18 protein-coding genes are annotated in these 19,270 nt (G+C 62.1%); 15 read left to right on the top strand and 3 right to left on the bottom strand.

Annotated features, from left to right (window positions below; genetic code table 11):
* Positions 1-15 precede the first annotated feature (15 nt).
* Together B2W22_RS08655 and B2W22_RS08650 are read left to right on the top strand one after the other, a co-directional pair.
* Positions 16-579, top strand: a complete 564-nt coding sequence (locus B2W22_RS08655) for a DUF924 family protein (protein WP_175123412.1) — start codon at positions 16-18, stop codon at positions 577-579.
* A 322-nt stretch (positions 580-901) separates the two neighbouring features.
* The gene (locus B2W22_RS08650; protein WP_042794090.1) at positions 902-1,108 is read left to right on the top strand and encodes a cold-shock protein; all 207 of its coding nucleotides are present in this window, start codon (positions 902-904) and stop codon (positions 1,106-1,108) included.
* A 96-nt stretch (positions 1,109-1,204) separates the two neighbouring features.
* On the opposite strand, the gene B2W22_RS08645 is transcribed toward B2W22_RS08650, so the two are convergent.
* Positions 1,205-1,750, bottom strand: coding sequence for a TIGR00645 family protein (locus B2W22_RS08645; RefSeq protein ID WP_175123411.1), 546 nt, complete (start codon positions 1,748-1,750; stop codon positions 1,205-1,207).
* A 256-nt stretch (positions 1,751-2,006) separates the two neighbouring features.
* On the opposite strand from B2W22_RS08645, the gene B2W22_RS08640 reads away from it, so the two are divergent.
* From B2W22_RS08640 to lon, 5 genes are all read left to right on the top strand, one after another.
* Positions 2,007-2,762, top strand: coding sequence for a M48 family metalloprotease (locus tag B2W22_RS08640; protein WP_175123410.1), 756 nt, complete (start codon positions 2,007-2,009; stop codon positions 2,760-2,762).
* A gap of 164 nt (positions 2,763-2,926) precedes the next feature.
* A complete protein-coding gene (gene tig, locus B2W22_RS08635) occupies positions 2,927-4,237 on the top strand; it encodes a trigger factor (RefSeq protein WP_175123409.1) in 1,311 nt (436 codons plus the stop codon).
* Between the two features lie 4 nt (positions 4,238-4,241).
* Positions 4,242-4,895: an ATP-dependent Clp endopeptidase proteolytic subunit ClpP gene (gene clpP / locus B2W22_RS08630; protein ID WP_175123408.1), complete on the top strand. Its 654-nt coding sequence runs from the start codon at positions 4,242-4,244 to the stop codon at positions 4,893-4,895.
* A gap of 102 nt (positions 4,896-4,997) precedes the next feature.
* Positions 4,998-6,296 carry an ATP-dependent Clp protease ATP-binding subunit ClpX gene (clpX, locus tag B2W22_RS08625; RefSeq protein ID WP_056562435.1) on the top strand — a complete coding sequence of 433 codons (1,299 nt, stop codon included), beginning with the start codon at positions 4,998-5,000 and terminating at the stop codon, positions 6,294-6,296.
* A gap of 258 nt (positions 6,297-6,554) precedes the next feature.
* Positions 6,555-9,005 carry an endopeptidase La gene (gene lon / locus B2W22_RS08620; RefSeq protein WP_175123407.1) on the top strand — a complete coding sequence of 817 codons (2,451 nt, stop codon included), beginning with the start codon at positions 6,555-6,557 and terminating at the stop codon, positions 9,003-9,005.
* Between the two features lie 202 nt (positions 9,006-9,207).
* Here the strand turns inward: lon and lexA are convergent, their stop codons facing one another.
* Positions 9,208-9,858 (bottom strand): transcriptional repressor LexA, encoded by a 651-nt coding sequence (gene lexA, locus B2W22_RS08615; RefSeq protein ID WP_175123406.1) that lies wholly within the window; start codon positions 9,856-9,858, stop codon positions 9,208-9,210.
* Positions 9,859-10,006: 148 nt separating this feature from the next.
* A complete protein-coding gene (locus B2W22_RS08610; protein ID WP_105239416.1) occupies positions 10,007-11,206 on the bottom strand; it encodes an amino acid aminotransferase in 1,200 nt (399 codons plus the stop codon).
* Positions 11,207-11,281: 75 nt separating this feature from the next.
* Here B2W22_RS08610 and uvrB point away from each other — a divergent pair, with 75 nt between their 5' ends.
* The 8 genes from uvrB to hscA all read left to right on the top strand — a co-directional run bounded on the left by uvrB (position 11,282) and on the right by hscA (position 19,269).
* Positions 11,282-13,348, top strand: a complete 2,067-nt coding sequence (gene uvrB / locus B2W22_RS08605; protein ID WP_175123405.1) for an excinuclease ABC subunit UvrB — start codon at positions 11,282-11,284, stop codon at positions 13,346-13,348.
* A 252-nt stretch (positions 13,349-13,600) separates the two neighbouring features.
* A complete protein-coding gene (locus B2W22_RS08600) occupies positions 13,601-14,092 on the top strand; it encodes a low molecular weight protein-tyrosine-phosphatase (protein ID WP_006386176.1) in 492 nt (163 codons plus the stop codon).
* Between the two features lie 192 nt (positions 14,093-14,284).
* Entirely contained in the window at positions 14,285-14,824 is a 540-nt protein-coding gene (iscR, locus tag B2W22_RS08595; protein ID WP_056318865.1) for a Fe-S cluster assembly transcriptional regulator IscR, read from the top strand.
* A gap of 18 nt (positions 14,825-14,842) precedes the next feature.
* On the top strand, positions 14,843-16,054 hold the full coding sequence (locus B2W22_RS08590) for an IscS subfamily cysteine desulfurase (RefSeq protein WP_286937218.1): 1,212 nt from the start codon (positions 14,843-14,845) through the stop codon (positions 16,052-16,054).
* 33 nt (positions 16,055-16,087) lie between these two features.
* A complete protein-coding gene (gene iscU / locus B2W22_RS08585) occupies positions 16,088-16,492 on the top strand; it encodes a Fe-S cluster assembly scaffold IscU (RefSeq protein WP_175123403.1) in 405 nt (134 codons plus the stop codon).
* Positions 16,493-16,494: 2 nt separating this feature from the next.
* The gene (gene iscA / locus B2W22_RS08580; protein ID WP_175123402.1) at positions 16,495-16,818 is read left to right on the top strand and encodes an iron-sulfur cluster assembly protein IscA; all 324 of its coding nucleotides are present in this window, start codon (positions 16,495-16,497) and stop codon (positions 16,816-16,818) included.
* 3 nt (positions 16,819-16,821) lie between these two features.
* Entirely contained in the window at positions 16,822-17,334 is a 513-nt protein-coding gene (hscB, locus tag B2W22_RS08575) for a Fe-S protein assembly co-chaperone HscB (RefSeq protein ID WP_218344765.1), read from the top strand.
* A 72-nt stretch (positions 17,335-17,406) separates the two neighbouring features.
* The gene (gene hscA, locus B2W22_RS08570) at positions 17,407-19,269 is read left to right on the top strand and encodes a Fe-S protein assembly chaperone HscA (protein WP_286937217.1); all 1,863 of its coding nucleotides are present in this window, start codon (positions 17,407-17,409) and stop codon (positions 19,267-19,269) included.
* Position 19,270 lies beyond the last annotated feature (1 nt).

The following is a 19,270-nucleotide window of genomic DNA, read 5'->3' as shown; positions in this document are numbered from 1 at the left end:
CGAGCCATCGCCGCCATGACCACCATACCGCCAAAGCCGTTCGCCCTGCAACCCGACGATGTAGTCGCATTCTGGCTGGACGCGGGTCCCGCGCAGTGGTTCAGCAAAAGCGCCCAGTTCGATGCGGCCTTTCGAGCGCGCTTCGAAGACGCGCATATGGCGGCCGCTTCCCGCCGGCTCGATGCCTGGCTGGACGAACCCGCCGGCGCGATCGCGTTGATGATCCTGCTGGACCAGTTTCCTCGCAACGCCTACCGCGATACCGGGCATATGTTCGCCACTGACGCGCTGGCGCTGCATTTTGCCGAACGCGCCATCGCGGCGGGCCATGATCTTGCAGTCGACGCCTCGCTGCGCCAGTTTTTCTACATGCCGTTCGAACACGCCGAGAACCTGGCGGCGCAGAATCGGGCCATCGCGTTGATGGAGCCGCTGGGCGCGGAAGCCGTGCGATGGGCCGTCCTGCATCGCGACATCATCAAGCGGTTCGGGCGCTTCCCGCACCGGAATGCGGCATTGGCACGGCAGACGACCCAGGCCGAACGCGAGTTCCTGGAATCGGGTGGTTTCGCAGGGTAGGGCGCGCGGCACGCACAGAGCTTTCAAAACGGCGCAGTGTCCACGTGTATCGGTACGTGGCAAGTTGAAAATGTTGAGCGTGCCGCCCGGGCCGGCTTGCGCTCTTTAGCGGGTGTAGCGGGCTTTTCGGGGCGCGAATCCAGCCCTTTCGGACATTTGACGTTTTTCCGGGTTCACCAATAAACTGGTTTCAGCGAGATTCTCAAGCGACGCGGTCTGCGTTCTCCTTGGTCGCCGTCAGTGGTGCCGCGGTTGCTATCCTCTCCCATCCTTGAAGATCTGGCGTCCCGCGAGCAATCGCTTTTTAGGTCAAGGACATCCCATGGCAACCGGCATCGTCAAGTGGTTCAACGCCGAAAAGGGTTATGGCTTCATCATGCCCGACGACGGCAGCAAGGATCTTTTCGCTCACTACTCCGAAATCCGTAGCGAAGGCTATAAGTCGCTACAAGAAAACCAGCGGGTCACTTTCGACGTTGGAACCGGCCCCAAGGGTCCCAGCGCCAAGAACATCAAGGTCGCGGCCTGAGCTTCTTGGGTAGTGTTCCGGGTTCTGACCCGGTGTTCTATCCATAAAAAAGCCCCCACGTTTTGCGCGTGGGGGCTTTTTTTGTCCTGGCTTGGCTTAGTGCTTGGCTGAGCTGCCGGTCGACAGCTTGTCGACCAAGGCGATCCCCAGCGCCGACAGGATGAAGATGGCGTGGATGATGGTCTGCCACATCACGCCGGCTTCGGTGAAGCGCGCGTTCGGCGTGCCGATGGTGCCGGCTTCGATGAAGGTGCGCAGCAGGTGGATCGACGAGATGCCGATGATGGCCATCGCAAGCTTCACTTTCAGCACGCTGGCATTGACGTGGCTGAGCCACTCCGGCTGGTCCGGATGGTTCTGCAGGCGCAGGCGCGACACGAACGTCTCGTAGCCGCCCACGATGACCATCACCAGCAGGTTGGAGATCATGACCACGTCGATCAGTCCCAGCACGATCAGCATGATTTCCATTTCGCCGAAGCTGGTGGCGTGGGTGACCAAATGCCAGAGTTCCTTGAGGAACAGCATCACATAGACGCCCTGCGCGACGATGAGGCCCAGGTACAGCGGTAGCTGCAGCCAGCGCGAACTGAAGATGAGGCTGGGAAGCAGGCCTAGGCGGGGAGGGGGATTCGGGATCATGTTGGGTGCGAGCCGTTGGGTTTGCGAAAAAAAGCGCGGCGGCAATTCTATCAACGCCATGGGACAGCGGACATCTCTTTTGACCGGCTTTAAAAGGGCCTCGCGATGCTTAGCATGGCAGCCCTCGAATTGCTCGGCTATTTGGTAAGAGAAAATCGCATTTGCGAAACTCTGTGCCGGAATGCTTCGAAAGCTGTGGGCGTATATAGAATTGCCGCCTCGTTTGCATAGAACAAGTCAATAGGAGTTTGTTCCCATGAAGATCCGCTACACCGTCGCCGCGTTGGCCGTTGCGCTCGCCCCTTACTCGGCCGCACATGCGTTGGACATCGGTGGGCTCGTCGGCGCCGGCGCCAAGGTCGTCCAGGCGGCCACGCTGAGCGATGCCGAGATCAAGACCCTGTCGGACAAGGCGTGCGCGCAAAGCGATTCGCAGGAAAAGATCGCCGCGCCGGGCAGCAAGTACGACGCCCGTCTGCAGAAGATCGCCAAGGCGCTGGGCAGCACGGTCAATGGCCAGAAGGCCAGCTACAAGGTCTATGTCACCAAGGACGTCAACGCGTGGGCAATGGCCAACGGCTGCATCCGCGTGTATAGCGGTCTCATGGACATGATGACGGACGACGAAGTGATGGGCGTGGTCGGCCACGAAATCGGTCACGTGGCGCTGGGCCACACCAAGAAGGCGATGCAGACCGCCTACACGGTGTCGGCTGCGCGTGACGCGGCGGGTGCGGCTGGCGGCGCGACGGTGGCGCAGTTGAGCTCCTCGCAACTGGGCGACCTGACCGAGAAGTTCATCAATGCGCAGTTCTCGCAATCGCAGGAAAGTGCGGCGGACGATTATTCGTTCGACCTGCTGCAGTCCAAGAAACAGAATACGCGTGGCCTCGTGACCGCGTTCCAGAAGCTGGCCGAGCTGGACGGCGGCAAGAGCGATATGATGAGCTCCCACCCGTCCTCGGCCAAGCGTGCACAGCACATCGAAGACCGCATCGCCAAGGCCAAGTAACCACTCGGCCAGGGGTCCGTCCTCGCTTTTTGGGCGATAAACGGGGCGCGAGCATCCGGGCAAATCCGGGGCTCGCGCCCCTTTGCGTCAGGGTTCCGGAAGTTTCCGGTAAAATGCCGCGTTTATCCGCCCGTAATCTCATCTCTCGGAAAATAGGTCTTTTAATGCAGCCTGTGGTTGAAACCCTCTCCGGCCTGGAGCGCCGTGTTGATCTGGCCGTCTCGGTGGCCGACGTCGAAAAGGAAGTCCAGGCGCAATTGAAGCGCGTGGCTCGGACCGCCAAGGTCCCCGGCTTCCGTCCGGGCAAGGCGCCGCTCGCCATGCTCGAGCGCAGCCATGGCCCCAGCATCCGCTACGACGTGATCAATAGCCAAGTTGGCCGTGCCTTTGAACAAGCCATCGACGGCGCCAAGTTGCGCGTTGCCGGCGCCCCGAACCTCGAGCCCAAGACGGAAGGCGTTTCCGACGACACGCTGGCGTTCACCGCCACGTTCGAGGTCTACCCCGAAGTCGCCGTGCCGGACCTGTCCGAACTGGCCGTCACCCGCTACGAAACCGCCGTCACCGACGCGGAAGTCCAGCAGACGCTGGACGTGCTGCGTAAGCAACGCGCCACGTTCGAAGCCCGTGAAGGCCGCGCCAGCGCCGACGGCGACCGCGTCACCCTCGACTTTGCCGGCACCATCGACGGCGTGCCGTTCGAAGGCGGCAAGGCCGAAGACTTCCCGTTCGTGCTCGGCCAAGGCCGCATGCTGCCGGAATTCGAAGAAGCCGCCCGCGGCCTGAAGGCTGGCGAAACCAAGGTTTTCCAGCTCAAGTTCCCGGATGACTACCAAGGCGTGGAAGTCGCCGGCAAGACCGCCGAATTCACCATCACCATCAAGGAAGTGGCTGAAGGCGTCCTGCCCGAACTGAACGGCGAATTCGCCAAGTCGCTCGGCCAAGCCGAAGGCGACGTCGAAAAGCTCAAGGCCGACATCCGCAGCAACATCGAGCGCGAAGTCAAGGTCCGTTCGCAAGGCCGCACCAAGGCCAGCGTCATGGACGCCCTGGTCGAAGCCGGCAAGTTCGACGTGCCGAAGGCTCTGATCGACAACGACGTGCAAGGCCGTATCGCCGCTGCCCGCGAAGAACTGAAGCAGCGCGGCGTGCCTAACGCCGAATCCGTGCCGATCCCGGCCGAGGCTTTCTCGACCGAATCCGAGCGCCGCGTCCGCTTGGGCCTGCTGGTGTCCGAACTGGTCAAGCAAGCTCAGCTGCAAGCCAAGCCGGAACAGGTGCGCGCACGCATCGAAGAATTCGCCCAGAACTACGAACAACCCGCCCAGGTTGTCAGCTATTACCTGGCAGACCGCCAGCGTCGTGCTGAAATCGAGGCTATCGTGCTCGAAGACAACGTCGTCGCGCATGTTCTGGAAAAGGCCAAGGTCACCGACGAAAAGGTGGCTTTCGATCAGTTGATGGGGATGGCGTAACACTATGCAGAGATTCACCGATTTCTATGCGGCAATGAATGGCGGGTCTTCGGTGACCCCCACCGGCCTGGGCTACATTCCCATGGTGATCGAGCAGTCGGGGCGCGGCGAGCGCGCCTACGACATCTATTCGCGTCTGCTCCGCGAACGGCTCATTTTCCTGGTGGGTCCGGTGAACGACGCCACGGCCAACCTGGTCGTGGCTCAGTTGCTGTTCCTGGAATCGGAGAATCCTGACAAGGACATTTCCCTGTACATCAACTCGCCCGGCGGGTCGGTGTACGCGGGAATGGCCATTTTTGACACCATGCAGTTCGTCAAGCCGGACGTGTCCACCCTGTGCACCGGCCTCGCGGCCAGCATGGGCGCGTTCCTGCTGGCGGCTGGCAAGAAGGGCAAGCGTTTCACCCTGCCCAACTCGCGCATCATGATTCACCAGCCCTCGGGCGGCGCCCAGGGGCAGGCTTCCGACATCCAGATCCAGGCCCGCGAAATCCTGGACCTGCGCGAGCGCCTCAACCGCATCCTGTCCAACAACACCGGACAGAGCATGGAGCGCATCGAGCTGGACACGGAACGTGACAACTTCATGTCGGCCGAAGATGCGGTATCGTATGGCCTGGTGGACAAGGTCATGGCCTCCCGGTCCGAAGGCTGACTTCCCGGTTGAACCAGACCCGCTGCCATCATGTTTGAGTAAGCGCATGCGCTAGGCCATTTACCCGGCCTGGCGCATCTTTACCTGAGATACGAAAGAAATATGCCTGAAAAAAAGGGATCGGCAGACGCTAAGGTGCTGCATTGCTCGTTTTGCAATAAAAGCCAGCACGAAGTCCGCAAGCTGATCGCGGGTCCGTCGGTGTTCATCTGCGATGAATGCATAGATCTGTGCAACGACATCATCCGCGAAGAGGCGCAGGCCACCGCGCGCGCGGCGATTCGTTCCGAGCTGCCCACTCCGGCTGAAATCAAGACTTTCCTCGACCAGTACGTCATTGGGCAATCGTCGCCCAAGCGCATGCTGGCCGTGGCCGTCTACAACCACTACAAGCGCATTCGCCACGGCGAAATCAAGGGCGACGAAGTCGAGCTCTCCAAGAGCAACATCATGCTGATCGGGCCCACCGGCTCCGGCAAGACGCTCCTGGCCCAGACGCTGGCTCGCATGCTGAACGTGCCCTTCGTCATGGCCGACGCCACCACGCTGACCGAAGCCGGTTATGTGGGTGAAGACGTCGAAAACATCATTCAGAAGTTGCTGCAGAACTGCAACTATGAAGTCGAAAAAGCCCAGCGCGCCATCATCTACATCGACGAGATCGACAAGATTTCGCGCAAGTCCGACAACCCGTCCATTACCCGCGACGTGTCGGGCGAGGGCGTGCAGCAAGCCTTGCTGAAGCTGATCGAAGGCACGGTGGCGTCGGTGCCCCCGCAGGGCGGGCGCAAGCACCCCAACCAGGATTTCGTGCAGGTCGACACGACCAACATCCTGTTCATCGTGGGCGGCGCCTTCGACGGACTGGAAAAGGTCATCCGCGACCGCACTGAAAAGTCCGGTATCGGCTTCTCGGCGTCCGTGCGCGCCAAGTCCGAGCGCGGCGTCGGTGAACTGTTCTCCGAAGTCGAGCCCGAAGACCTCATCAAGTTCGGTCTCATCCCCGAACTGGTCGGCCGTCTGCCCGTGGTCGCCACGCTGGACGAGCTGGACGAAGCCGCGCTCGTCCAGATTCTGACCGAGCCCAAGAACGCCCTGCTTAAGCAATTCCAGAAGCTGTTCGCCATGGAAGGCGCCGAGCTCGACGTTCGCCCCGCCGCACTGAAGGCCATCGCCCGCAAGGCGCTGCGTCGCAAGACGGGTGCTCGCGGCCTGCGTTCCATCATCGAGCAGGCGCTGCTCGACACCATGTACGACCTGCCCTCGCAGGGCAACGTCAAGCGTGTGGTGCTCGACGAAAACGCCATCGAAGGCGAGGGCAAGCCCTTGCTGATCTACGCGGATGAAAACGCCGCGCCAGAGAAGCCGGAGCGCGGCGAAGTCCGCGACGCCGCCGCCTGATATTTCAAAAAAGCCCGTTCTCGTAACGGGTTTTTTTGCCTAGGGCGCTTCTCCATCCACGATCACACTTTTCAGCCGGCCGCCATGGCCGCATACTGAAGACGGTTCCAGGGCCTTTTTGGGGCCTTTTGGTGATCCAGGCGGCCGAGATCTTGAATTTTCGGCTATTGTTCCCATAACAGACGTAATTGACGAGTTTGCTCGGGTATTACCCGGGTGTCCCGTCCCCATACGCCGAGTCATACCGAGGAACCTCATATGTCTGCCAGCCAGACCCTGCCTTCCGACCCGATCGACCTTCCCCTGCTGCCGCTGCGCGATGTCGTAGTGTTCCCGCATATGGTCATCCCGCTGTTCGTCGGCCGTCCGCGCTCCATCCGCGCGCTCGAGGTCGCGATGGAAGCGGGCAAAAGCATCATGCTGGTGGCTCAAAAGTCCGCCGGCAAAGATGACCCCACGCCTGAAGACGTATACGAAATTGGCTGCGTCGCCGGCATCCTGCAAATGCTCAAGCTGCCCGACGGCACCGTGAAGGTGCTGGTTGAAGGCACGCAACGCGCGCGCATCAACACCATCGAAGACGCCGATTCGCACTTCACCTGCCAGGTGTCGCCTATCGAACCGGACGCCATGCAGGGCTCCGAAACCGAAGCCTTGCGCCGCGCCATCGTTGCGCAGTTCGAGCAGTACGTGAAGCTCAACAAGAAGATCCCGCCCGAGATCCTCACCTCGCTGGCTGGCATCGACGATGCAGGCCGCCTGGCCGACACGATCGCCGCGCATCTTCCCCTGAAGCTCGAGCAGAAGCAAAAGATGCTCGAGATCACCGGCACCTCCGAACGCCTCGAAGGCTTGCTCACGCAACTCGAAACCGAAATCGACATTCTCCAGGTCGAGAAGCGGATTCGTGGCCGCGTGAAGAAGCAGATGGAAAAGAGCCAGCGCGACTACTACCTGAATGAGCAGGTCAAGGCCATTCAGAAAGAGTTGGGCGAAGGCGAAGAGGGCGCGGACATCGAAGAGCTTGAAAAGAAGATCATCGCTGCCCACATGCCCAAAGAGGCGCGCAAGAAAGCCGATGCCGAGCTCAAGAAGCTCAAGCTCATGTCGCCCATGTCGGCCGAAGCCACTGTGGTGCGCAACTATATCGACACGCTCATCAATCTCCCCTGGAGAAAGAAGAGCAAGATCAACAACTCGATCAGCAACGCCGAGACGGTGCTGGACAACGACCACTACGGTCTCGAAAAGGTCAAGGAACGGATCCTCGAATATCTTGCCGTGCAACAGCGCGTAGACAAGGTGAAGGCGCCGATTCTGTGCCTGGTCGGCCCTCCGGGCGTCGGTAAGACCTCGCTTGGTCAGTCGATCGCCAAGGCCACGAACCGCAAGTTCGTGCGTATGGCCTTGGGCGGCGTGCGTGACGAAGCCGAGATCCGCGGTCACCGTCGTACGTACATCGGCTCGATGCCCGGCAAGATCGTGCAGAACATGTCGAAGGTTGGCGTGCGCAATCCGCTGTTCCTGCTTGATGAAATCGACAAGCTGGGAATGGATTTCCGCGGCGATCCCTCGTCGGCCCTGCTCGAAGTGCTGGACCCGGAACAGAACCACACATTCCAGGACCACTACATCGAGGTCGACTTCGATCTCTCCGACGTCATGTTCGTGGCCACCAGCAACACGCTGAACATTCCGCCGGCCCTGCTGGATCGTATGGAAGTGATCCGCCTGTCGGGTTACACCGAGGAAGAAAAGATCCACATCGCCCGCGACCATCTGCTGCCCAAGCTGATGAAGAACAACGGCGTGAAGGATACCGAGCTGACGGTCGACGACAGCGCGCTGCGCGATATCGTGCGTTACTACACCCGCGAAGCCGGTGTCCGTGCGCTCGAACGCGAAGTGGGCAAGATCTGCCGCAAGGTCATCAAGCAATTGCTGACCCAAAGCGATCGCGCCAAGGCCGAGGGCAAGACGCTCGAGGTCAAGGCGGTCAACGTCACGGCCGACAACCTCAGCGATTACCTCGGTGTGCGCCGCTACGCGTTTGGCATGGCCGAAAAGGAAAACCAGATCGGTCAGGTGACCGGCCTGGCGTGGACGGAAGTCGGCGGCGACCTGCTGACGATCGAAGTTGCGGACATGCCCGGTAAGGGCGTCATCCAGCGTACGGGTTCGCTCGGCGATGTGATGAAGGAATCGGTCGAAGCGGCGCGCACCGTCGTGCGTTCGCGGGCTCGCCGCCTGGGCTTTGCCGACAGCGTCTTCGAAAAGCACGACATGCACGTGCACGTGCCGGAAGGTGCGACGCCCAAGGACGGTCCGTCCGCGGGTATCGCGATCACCACGGCCATGGTGTCGGCCCTGTCGCGCATCCCGGTGCGCGCCGACGTCGCCATGACGGGCGAGATCACGCTGCGCGGCGAAGTGCTGCCAATCGGCGGCCTGAAGGAAAAGCTGCTCGCGGCTCACCGCGGCGGTATCAAGACGGTTCTGATTCCGGAAGAAAACGTCAAGGATTTGGCGGAGATCCCGGACAACGTCAAGAACCACCTCGAGATCGTGCCGGTGCGTTGGATCGACAAGGTGCTGGAACTGGCCTTGGAGCGTCTGCCGGAGCCGTTGGCCGAGGAAGAAGCCGTCAAGGAGCCCCTGGTTGCCAAGCCGGCTGAACCCGGCTCTACCGACCCGGTCATGAAGCACTGATGGCGTCTTGAACGCCAGGGCGCTCTGGAAAGAGGGCGTCCGAAGCCCAAGGGTGTCTAAAGTCTTACGGACCGCCCCAAAGCAAAAAACCCCGCTCGGTGAGCGGGGTTTTCTTTTGGATGTGGCGTACCGGTAGCGAGGTATGGCGTAGGCGGCGTAAGCCGCCTGCAGGGCTTGGCTATGAGCAGGACAAGGTTCCGGCCTAGTGCAGCGCTTGCGTGCGGATAAGACCCACCGCAATGCCTTCCAGCGCGAATTCCTGATCGGCCTTGACCACGATGGTTTCGAAGTCGGGATTTTCGGGCAGGAGCTCGATATGGCCGTTCTGGCGTTGAAGGCGCTTGACCGTGACATCGTCGCCGATACGAGCCACCACGATTTGGCCATTGCGGGCTTCAGAAGCCTTTTTGACAGCCAGCAGATCGCCTTCAAGGATGCCTGCGTCGCGCATGCTCATGCCGCGGACTTTAAGCAGATAGTCGGGCGCCTGGGCAAAGAGGCTGGGGTCTACGCCGACTTCGCGTTCGACATGCTCGGCCGCAAGAATCGGGCTACCTGCCGCAACACGGCCGACCAGCGGCAAGAGAAGCTGGGCGAGGGCAGGGATGGGGAGTGAGGCCTGGGCGGGCGCGGTGGCGGCGTCCTTCAAGCGGATGCCCCGCGAGGCGCCGGCCGTGAGCTCGATGGCGCCCTTGCGTGCCAACGCCTTAAGGTGGTCTTCGGCGGCGTTGGGAGAGCGAAAACCCAGGGCCTGGGCGATCTCGGCACGCGTCGGCGGAAAGCCGGTGCGCGTGACCGTTTGCCTGATGAGGTCCAGGATTTGTTGTTGGCGATCCGTGAGTTTGCTGGCCATGGCGATGATCCGGTGCGAGCGGACTGTACATATATACAGCGCCATTCTGGGGGACGCAGCGCAAAAAAGCAAGCCGGTCTCGAATGCAGCAAAAACGGGACCCGCAGGTCCCGTTTCTGGCTGAAGACGGCTTGGGCCGCCTGGTGATTTACAGCACAGCTGCGATTCCGGCTGCCACCTTGTCGATGTTGCCGCTGTTCAGCGCGGCCACGCAGATGCGTCCGCTGGACACGGCGTAGACGCCATGTTCTTCACGCAGACGGTCCACCTGAGCGGCGGAGAGGCCCGAGTACGAGAACATGCCGCGCTGCTTCAGCACGAAGCTGAAGTCCTGCTTGCCGCCGTGCTCTTTGATCTTGTCGACCAGTTGCGCGCGCATCAGGCGGATGCGATCACGCATGCCGGCCAGTTCTTCTTCCCAGAGGGCGAACAGCTCGGGCGTGTTCAGCACCGTGGAGACCACCGTGCCTCCGTGCGTGGGCGGGTTGGAGTAGTTGGTGCGGATGACACGCTTGAGCTGGCTCAGCACGCGCGTGGCTTCGTCCTTGCTGCCGGCCACGACGGTCAGCGCGCCGACGCGCTCGCCGTACAGCGAGAACGACTTCGAGAACGACGAGCTGATGAACATGGTCATGTCCAGGTCCGCGAACAGGCGCACGACCGAGGCGTCTTCCGTCAGGCCGTCGCCAAACCCTTGGTAGGCGATGTCCAGGAACGGGACCAGGTTGTTTTCCTTGACGACAGCGGCGATCTGCTTCCACTGGTCGGGGGTGGGATCCGCGCCCGTGGGGTTGTGGCAGCACGCATGCAGCACGACGACGGTCTTGGCGGGCGCGGCCTTCAGGTCGGCCAGCATGGCTTCGAAATTCAGGCCGCGGGTGGTGGCGTCGTAGTAGGCATAGGTGCCGACTTCAAAACCGGCGCGTTCGAACAGGGCGCGGTGGTTTTCCCAGCTGGGATCGCTGATCAGGACCTTGGAGCCCGGCAGCAATTGGCGCAGGAAATCGGCGCCGATCTTCAGGGCGCCAGTGCCGCCCAGAGCTTGCGTGGTCAGCACGCGACCAGCGGCAGCCAGCGCGGAATCCTTGCCCAGCAGCAGCGCCTGAGCACCGGCGTTGTAGCCGGCGATGCCTTCGATCGGCAGATAGCCGCGAGCGGCGGCGGCTTCGATGCGGGCGGTTTCGGCCTTGCGCACTGCGCCCAGGAGCGGGATCCGTCCCTGATCATCGTAATACACGCCCACGCCCAGGTTCACTTTACCGGGGCGGGTGTCCGCGTTGTATTGTTCGTTCAGGCCAAGAATGGGGTCGCGCGGCGCGAGCTCGACGGAATCGAATAGGGTGCTCATGGGACTCTGATGAGGTGGGTGGACGCAGTACGAAGTGCTGTGGATAATGGGGGGTTTACCCTGGAACAGTCTAGCATGCCTAAGAGCGCAATAGACCCGAGCGCGGGGGCTCCCGCCGCAGGTCCGGGATTCGTCGATTTCCCTGACAGCCCGTTTCACCTCTATCAACCCTATCCGCCTGCGGGGGACCAGCCCACGGCTATCGCAGGGCTGACGCAGGGTGTCGAAGACGGCCTCATGTACCAGACGCTGCTGGGCGTGACCGGGTCAGGCAAAACCTACACCATGGCCAACGTGATCGCGCGCATGGGCCGCCCGGCGCTGGTCCTTGCGCCCAACAAGACATTGGCCGCGCAGCTCTACGCCGAAATGCGCGAGTTCTTCCCGAAGAACGCGGTGGAGTATTTCGTCTCTTACTACGATTACTACCAGCCCGAGGCCTATGTGCCGACGCGCGACCTGTTCATTGAAAAAGACTCGTCCATCAACGAACACATCGAGCAGATGCGGCTGTCGGCCACCAAAAGCCTGCTCGAACGGCGCGACACGATCATCGTGGGCACGGTGTCGTGCATCTACGGTATCGGCAACCCGGGCGACTATCACGCGATGGTGTTGATCCTTCGCGCGGGCGACCAGATCGCCCGCCGCGAGATCCTCGCGCGCCTGGTCGCCATGCAGTACACCCGTAATGACGCCGAGTTCACGCGTGGGGTCTTCCGCGTGCGTGGCGAGACCATCGACATCTTCCCGGCAGAAAGCGCCGAGCTCGCGTTGCGCGTGACGTTGTTCGATGACGAAATCGAAACGCTCGAACTGTTCGATCCTCTGACGGGTCGCATCCGCCAGAAGCTGCCGCGCTTCACCGTCTATCCCGGCTCGCATTACGTGACGCCGCGCGACACCGTGCTGCGCGCCATCGAAACCATCAAGGAAGAGCTGCGGGAACGCGTCAAGCGGTTCGTCGACGATGGTCACCTGGTCGAGGCTCAGCGTCTTGAGCAACGCACCCGCTTCGATCTGGAAATGCTGCAGGAGCTTGGGTTCTGCAAGGGCATCGAGAACTACTCGCGTCATTTGTCAGGCGCCGCGCCGGGCGACCCGCCACCGACCCTGATTGATTATTTGCCGTCCGACGCGCTGATGTTCATTGACGAGAGCCACGTCACGATCGGCCAGCTCAGCGCTATGTACCGCGGCGACCGGTCCCGCAAGGAAACGCTGGTGCAGTACGGTTTTCGCCTGCCGTCGGCGCTGGACAATCGTCCGCTCAAGCTCGAGGAGTTCGAGACGCGGATGCGCCAGTGCGTATTTGTTTCGGCAACGCCTGCTGCATACGAACAGGAGCACGCGGACAACGTCGTGGAGCAGGTGGTGCGTCCCACAGGCCTTGTCGACCCTATCGTCCAGGTGTTGCCCGCTCGCACGCAGGTGGACGACCTGCTGGGCCAGATCAAGGCGCGTGTTTCTCAAGGCGACCGCGTGCTGGTCACGACGCTGACCAAGCGGATGGCCGAAGACCTGACGGACTTCCTGAGCGAGCATGGCGTGAAGGTGCGCTACCTGCACTCGGACATTGACACGGTCGAGCGCGTCGAAATCCTGCGGGACCTGCGCCTGGGCACGTTCGACGTCCTGGTGGGGATTAACCTGCTACGCGAGGGTCTGGATATTCCGGAGGTGTCGCTGGTGGCCATCCTGGATGCCGACAAGGAGGGCTTCCTGCGCTCAGAGCGCAGCCTCATTCAGACCATCGGCCGCGCGGCCCGCAACCTGAACGGTCACGCGATTCTCTATGCCGACCGGATCACGGATTCGATGAAACGCGCCATGGACGAGACTGCCCGCCGGCGCACGAAGCAGCTTCAATTCAACGTCGACAACGGCATCACTGCGCGCGGCGTCCACAAAGCGGTGCGCGAATTGATCGACGGTATCGTGGCGCCTGCCCAACACGACACGCTGGAAGCGGCAGTTCCCGCGGAATTGTTGAAGGACGAGAAGGCCCTGGCGCGCGAGATCAAGCGACTGGAAAAGCTGATGATGGACCACGCCCGCAATCTCGAATTCGAACAGGCTGCTGCCGCCCGAGACTCGCTCAATGCCCTCAAGCAGCGTGTGCTGCTGGACGGGGCAGTGTAGGGCAAGGCCGAACGTTTCAATTCATGTCTGTTCGCTTACGGCAAGCTGAAAAAGCTCAAAAAGTGGTGCGCTGCCATCATGGTGTAACCATTCCGGAATTTTGCGCGCGTTGCGTCTCATGGGTTACCTGAACACAAGCTTGCAACTCCATGATTTATTTGGGATTATGTGCCACATTAATTTGCGCTACGTCAATTGCGCAGGTGCAAAAAAAGCTTGCCTTATCTCGGGTTTTCCCGCACACTTGCTTCCATGATGACCAAGGTACTTTTCGTTTGCATGGGCAATATCTGTCGCTCGCCGAGCGCAGAGGGCGTGTTTCGCCATTTGGTGAATGACGCGGGTTTGGGCGATGTTGTGCGCATCGACTCCGCGGGCACGCACGCGTTTCATATCGGCGAGGCGCCTGATGCCCGGGCGCAGGCTGCGGCACGTAAGCGCGGCTACGAGATCACTCACTGCGAGGCGCGTCAGGTCACCGCGGAAGACTTCCGTGACTTTGATCTTATCCTCGCCATGGACTGGGACAATCTGTCCGCCATGCAGCAGCAATGCCCCAAGGCGTACCAGCACAAGCTGATGCTCCTGATGCGCTTTGCCAATGAATTCGAAGAAGCCACCGTGCCCGATCCGTACTACGGTGGCGCCGACGGTTTCGGCAAAGTCCTGGACTACCTCGAAGATGCCTGCCAGGGTGTTCTCGAACTGGTCCGCAAGCGCGCTACCCAGTACCAGGCTGCCTGATCGGCCGGTTGCAGAGTCGCTCGCAGAGCGGCTCTCAGGGCACAAGGTAGTAAAAAACCGCGCAGATGCGCGGTTTTTTGTAGCCGGGAGCCATACCAAATTAGTCGGGAATAGGCTATACTTGAGCCAATTACTCGGGTATTGACCGCTGGATTCGCTGGCGGCCACTGCCGGAATCACAGGGAATTCACCATGCGGCTAACTACCAAAGGGCGTTTCGCCGTGACTGCCATGATCGACTTGGCTATGCGGCAGCATAGCGGCCCGGTCACTCTTGCGGCCATCAGCCAGCGTCAGAACATTTCGCTTTCGTATCTGGAACAGCTCTTCGGAAAACTCCGTCGTCACGAGCTCGTGGACAGCGTCCGCGGCCCGGGCGGCGGTTATTCGCTTGCGCGCCTGGCGCGCAACGTGACTGTTGCAGACATCATCTTCGCCGTCGACGAACCGCTGGACGCCACGAGCTGTGGCGGCAAGCGGGACTGTACGAGCGGCAACGACGGCAAGCCGGGCAAGTGCATGACGCATGAACTCTGGGCTACGTTGAATCGCAAGATGGTGGATTACCTGGATTCGGTGTCCCTGCAGGATCTCGTCGACCAGCAGCGTGTGCGCCAATTGCAGGAAGCGACCAATCAAGCGCAGGCCTGCGCAGTGCGCGTGAACCGGGTGGGAGGCGCAACCGCCGCCAACGCCCCGACCACCACTGTTGCTGCCAACGCCACCGTATAAGAAGTAGGAGTTGTAGAAATGACCACCCGTCCGATCTATCTGGATTATTCGGCCACGACGCCTGTCGATCCCCGCGTTGTTGATGCCATGGTGCCGTGGCTGTACGAAAACTTCGGCAACCCGGCGTCGCGCAGCCATGCGTTTGGCTGGGAATCCGAAGAGGCCGTCGAACGCGCCCGCGAACAAGTCGCCAAGCTGGTCAATGCCGACCCGCGCGAAATCGTCTGGACCTCCGGCGCCACCGAATCCAACAACCTCGCCATCAAGGGCGCGGCAAACTTCTATGCCGAGCGCGGCAAGCACATCATCACGGTCAAGACCGAACACAAGGCGGTTCTGGACACCTGTCGTGAGCTGGAGCGCCAGGGCTTCGAAGTCACCTATCTGAACGTCAAGGACAACGGCCTGATCGACCTGGAGGTCTTCAAGGCTGCGCTGCGTCCCGACACCGTGCTGGTGTCCGTGATGATGGTGAACAACGAAATCGGCGTGATCCAGGACGTGGAAACGCTGGGTGAAATCTGCCGCGAAAAGGGCATCATTTTCCACGTCGACGCCGCTCAGGCGACCGGCAAGGTGGAAATCGACCTGCAGAAGCTCAAGGTCGACCTGATGTCGTTCTCGGCCCACAAGACTTACGGCCCCAAGGGCATTGGTGCGTTGTACGTGCGCCGCAAGCCGCGTATCCGTATCGAAGCGCAGATGCATGGCGGCGGTCATGAGCGCGGTTTCCGCTCGGGCACGCTGGCCACGCACCAGATCGTCGGCATGGGCGAAGCCTTCCGCCTGGCGCGCGAAGAAATGGGCACCGAGAACGAGCGCATCCGCATGCTGCGTGATCGCCTGTGGAATGGCCTGTCGGAGATCGAAGAGGTCTACCTGAACGGCGACATGGACCAGCGCGTGCCGCACAACCTGAACGTGAGCTTCAACTACGTCGAAGGCGAGTCCCTGATCATGGCGATCAAGGAGCTTGCGGTTTCCAGCGGTTCGGCCTGCACCTCGGCCAGCCTGGAGCCTTCGTACGTGCTGCGCGCCCTGGGCCGCAACGATGAACTGGCGCACAGCTCGATCCGCTTCACGCTGGGTCGTTTCACGACCGAGAAGGAAGTGGACTTTGCGGTCGAACTGATCAAGAGCCGGGTTGGCAAGCTGCGCGATATGTCTCCGCTTTGGGAAATGGCCAAGGAAGGCATCGATTTGAACACCGTGCAGTGGGCCGCGCACTAAGCGCCCGCGCCTTGATATACGTGGAGAATTAACATGTCTTACAGCACCAAAGTTCTGGATCACTACGAAAACCCCCGCAACGTCGGTTCGTTCGACAAGTCGGACGACTCGGTGGGCACCGGCATGGTCGGCGCGCCGGCCTGTGGCGACGTGATGAAGCTGCAGATCAAGGTGAACGAAGCTGGCGTTATTGAAGATGCGCGCTTCAAGACCTACGGCTGTGGCTCGGCCATCGCCTCCAGCTCGCTCGTGACCGAATGGGTCAAGGGCAAGACGCTGGACCAAGCCATGAACATCCGCAACACGCAGATCGCCGAAGAACTGGCGCTGCCGCCGGTGAAGGTGCACTGTTCCATCCTGGCCGAAGACGCGATCAAGGCCGCGGTGCAGAACTACAAAGAAAAGCATTCGGCCACCGCCGAAGCTGTGGCGGGCTGATCATGTCCGTTACCCTGACCCAACAGGCTGCCACCCACATCGGCCGCTACTTGCAGAAGCGCGGAAAGGGTATCGGCTTGCGGCTCGGCGTTAGGACGACGGGCTGCTCCGGCATGGCCTACAAGTTGGAGTATGTCGACGCGGTCGAAGCGGAAGATGTCGTCTTCGAGAGCTTTGGCGTGAAGGTCTTCATTGACCCCAAGAGCCTGTCGTATCTCGATGGCACGGAGCTGGACTACGCCCGTGAGGGCCTGAACGAAGGCTTCAAGTTCCGCAACCCCAACGAGAAGGCGACCTGCGGCTGCGGCGAGTCGTTCACGGTGTAAGTCTTGGCTGGTGACGATCACTTCAGCCTGTTTGGCTTGCCGGCACGATTCGACCTGGACGGCCAGGCGCTTGAGCACGCCTGGCGCACCGTCGCCGCGAAGGTGCACCCCGACCGCTTTGCCACGGCCAGCCCCGCGGAACGCCGCGTGGCGATGCAATGGGCGGCACGGGCCAACGAGGCCTATCGCGAATTGAAGGATCCGCTGCTGCGGGCCCGCTACCTGTGCGAGCAGGCCGGCGTGGACCTGCAGACCGAAAGCAACACGTCCATGGACGGCGCTTTCCTGATGCAGCAGATGACTTGGCGCGAGATGCTGGATGACGGGCGCGACGACGCTAACGTTCTGAACGCGTTGCAAGCCGAACTGGACGAGGCGCGTGCCGAGATGCGCGCCACGCTGACGCGCCTTCTGGATGACGAACGCGATTACGCGGCGGCCGGGCGCAAGGTGCGGGAATGGATGTTCGTGGAAAAGCTGGCGCAGGAGCTGGCCCACGTGCAGCCCGCGGGATAGCCAACGGCGCGCTGGGGCGTTCCCGTCAAGGGCGCCTGTCCGGCGCGGCCTACTGACCAGAAAAACAGAATCATGGCCTTATTGCAGATTTCCGAGCCCGGTGAGTCGCCCGCGCCGCACCAGCGCAAGCTGGCGGTCGGGATTGACCTGGGCACCACCAATTCGCTGGTCGCTGCCGTGCGCAGCAGCGTGGCTGAAGTGCTGCCCGATGCGCAAGGCCATGCCTTGCTGCCGTCGGCGGTGCGCTATTTCCCCGGCGGCAAGGTCACCACGGGCCGCGAGCCGCTGGCCCAGCAGGCCGAAGATCCCCTGAACACGGTTGTGTCCGTGAAGCGTTTCATGGGCCGGTCGCTGGAAGAGGCGCAGGCAACGCGCGCGCCTTATGAGTTTGTCGATGCACCCGGCATGGTCCGGATCCGCACGGCGCAGGGCGATCTGAGCCCGGTTGAGGTGTCCGCGCAGATCCTGGCAGTGCTGCGCCAACGTGCTGAAGACGTGCTGGGCGACGAGCTGGTGGGCGCGGTCATTACCGTGCCCGCGTATTTTGACGACGCGCAGCGTCAGGCCACGCGCGACGCCGCGCGCCTGGCGGGCCTGAACGTGCTGCGCCTGTTGAATGAACCGACCGCGGCCGCCATTGCCTACGGGCTGGATAATGCCGCCGAGGGTGTCTACGCCGTTTATGACCTGGGCGGCGGCACGTTCGATATTTCCATCCTGCGCCTGACGCAGGGTGTGTTCGAAGTGATTTCCACAGGCGGCGATACGGCGCTTGGCGGCGACGACTTCGATGTCCTGATCGCGGATCATGCCGTGGCGAAGCTGGGCTTGGGCGAACTGTCGCCCGCCGAGCGCCGCGGTTTACTGATGGCGGCGCGCGCCGCGCGTGAAACGCTGTCGGACGCCGACGTGACGAGCCTGAAGCTGACGCTGTCGGGCGGACGCGACGTCGATCTGACGCTTACCCGTGATGAATTTGAATCGCTGGCCCAGCCGCTGATCGAGCGCACGCTGGACACAGCGCGCCGCGCGCTGCGCGATGCGGCGCTGAAGGCCGCCGACGTGCGCGGCGTGGTGATGGTGGGTGGTGCGACGCGCATGCCTGTCGTGCGCGCCGCGGTGGCCAAGGTGTTCGGCACGGAACCGCTGACCGATCTGGATCCGGATCAGGTCGTGGCGCTGGGCGCCGCGCTGCAGGCCAATCTGTTGGCGGGCAACAGGGCGCCGGGCGAAGACTGGCTGCTGCTGGACGTGATTCCGCTGTCGCTGGGCCTGGAAACGATGGGCGGCCTGGTCGAACGCATCATTCCGCGCAACAGCACCATCCCTGTGGCGCGCGCGCAGGAATTCACGACGTTCAAGGATGGCCAGACGGCCATGAGCATCCACGTGGTGCAGGGCGAGCGCGACCTGGTGGCGGATTCCCGTTCACTGGCGCGCTTTGAACTGCGCGGCATTCCGCCGATGGTGGCGGGCGCCGCACGTATCCGCGTGACCTTCCAGGTCGACGCGGATGGCCTGCTCAGCGTCACGGCGCGCGAGCAGAGCCAGGGCGTCGAGGCAATGGTGTCGGTCAAGCCGTCTTACGGTCTGTCCGACGACGAGATCGCGCAGATGTTGGCCGATAGCGTGGCGCAGGCCGACACGGATGCCAAGGCGCGCATGTTGCGCGAGCAGCAGGTTGACGCGCGCCAGTTGGTGGAATCGGTGCAGGCGGCGCTGGCCGTTGACGGCGACCTGCTCGAGCCGGAAGAACGCAAGCGGGTGGACGAGTGCCTGGACGCCGCGATCGCGGCGCAGCAGGCGCAGGACGTGGACACCGTCACCCAAGCCGTGCAGGCCCTGTCCGCCGCGACCGACGACTTTGCCGCACGCCGCATGGACCGCAGCATCCGCGCCGCGTTGGCCGGCCGCAAACTAGACGAAATCGCCTGAT

It is taken from the genome of Achromobacter sp. UBA4530 (assembly GCF_002388205.1).
Taxonomy (GTDB): domain Bacteria; phylum Pseudomonadota; class Gammaproteobacteria; order Burkholderiales; family Burkholderiaceae_B; genus Achromobacter; species Achromobacter animicus.
This window is presented reverse-complemented; position numbering and strand designations above follow the sequence as displayed.

What these genes read in the sequence shown, in the direction of transcription:
- B2W22_RS08645 (WP_175123411.1), bottom strand. Translation starts at nt 1,750, where the DNA reads ATGATCCCGAATCCCCCTCCCCGCCTAGGCCTGCTTCCCAGCCTCATC.
- B2W22_RS08610 (WP_105239416.1), bottom strand. Translation starts at nt 11,206, where the DNA reads ATGAGCACCCTATTCGATTCCGTCGAGCTCGCGCCGCGCGACCCCATT.
- lexA (WP_175123406.1), bottom strand. Translation starts at nt 9,858, where the DNA reads ATGGCCAGCAAACTCACGGATCGCCAACAACAAATCCTGGACCTCATC.
- B2W22_RS08600 (WP_006386176.1), top strand. Translation starts at nt 13,601, where the DNA reads ATGATGACCAAGGTACTTTTCGTTTGCATGGGCAATATCTGTCGCTCG.
- B2W22_RS08590 (WP_286937218.1), top strand. Translation starts at nt 14,843, where the DNA reads ATGACCACCCGTCCGATCTATCTGGATTATTCGGCCACGACGCCTGTC.
- lon (WP_175123407.1), top strand. Translation starts at nt 6,555, where the DNA reads ATGTCTGCCAGCCAGACCCTGCCTTCCGACCCGATCGACCTTCCCCTG.
- hscA (WP_286937217.1), top strand. Translation starts at nt 17,407, where the DNA reads ATGGCCTTATTGCAGATTTCCGAGCCCGGTGAGTCGCCCGCGCCGCAC.
- B2W22_RS08650 (WP_042794090.1), top strand. Translation starts at nt 902, where the DNA reads ATGGCAACCGGCATCGTCAAGTGGTTCAACGCCGAAAAGGGTTATGGC.
- B2W22_RS08655 (WP_175123412.1), top strand. Translation starts at nt 16, where the DNA reads ATGACCACCATACCGCCAAAGCCGTTCGCCCTGCAACCCGACGATGTA.
- clpP (WP_175123408.1), top strand. Translation starts at nt 4,242, where the DNA reads ATGCAGAGATTCACCGATTTCTATGCGGCAATGAATGGCGGGTCTTCG.
- iscU (WP_175123403.1), top strand. Translation starts at nt 16,088, where the DNA reads ATGTCTTACAGCACCAAAGTTCTGGATCACTACGAAAACCCCCGCAAC.
- iscR (WP_056318865.1), top strand. Translation starts at nt 14,285, where the DNA reads ATGCGGCTAACTACCAAAGGGCGTTTCGCCGTGACTGCCATGATCGAC.
- uvrB (WP_175123405.1), top strand. Translation starts at nt 11,282, where the DNA reads ATGCCTAAGAGCGCAATAGACCCGAGCGCGGGGGCTCCCGCCGCAGGT.
- clpX (WP_056562435.1), top strand. Translation starts at nt 4,998, where the DNA reads ATGCCTGAAAAAAAGGGATCGGCAGACGCTAAGGTGCTGCATTGCTCG.
- B2W22_RS08640 (WP_175123410.1), top strand. Translation starts at nt 2,007, where the DNA reads ATGAAGATCCGCTACACCGTCGCCGCGTTGGCCGTTGCGCTCGCCCCT.
- tig (WP_175123409.1), top strand. Translation starts at nt 2,927, where the DNA reads ATGCAGCCTGTGGTTGAAACCCTCTCCGGCCTGGAGCGCCGTGTTGAT.
- iscA (WP_175123402.1), top strand. Translation starts at nt 16,495, where the DNA reads ATGTCCGTTACCCTGACCCAACAGGCTGCCACCCACATCGGCCGCTAC.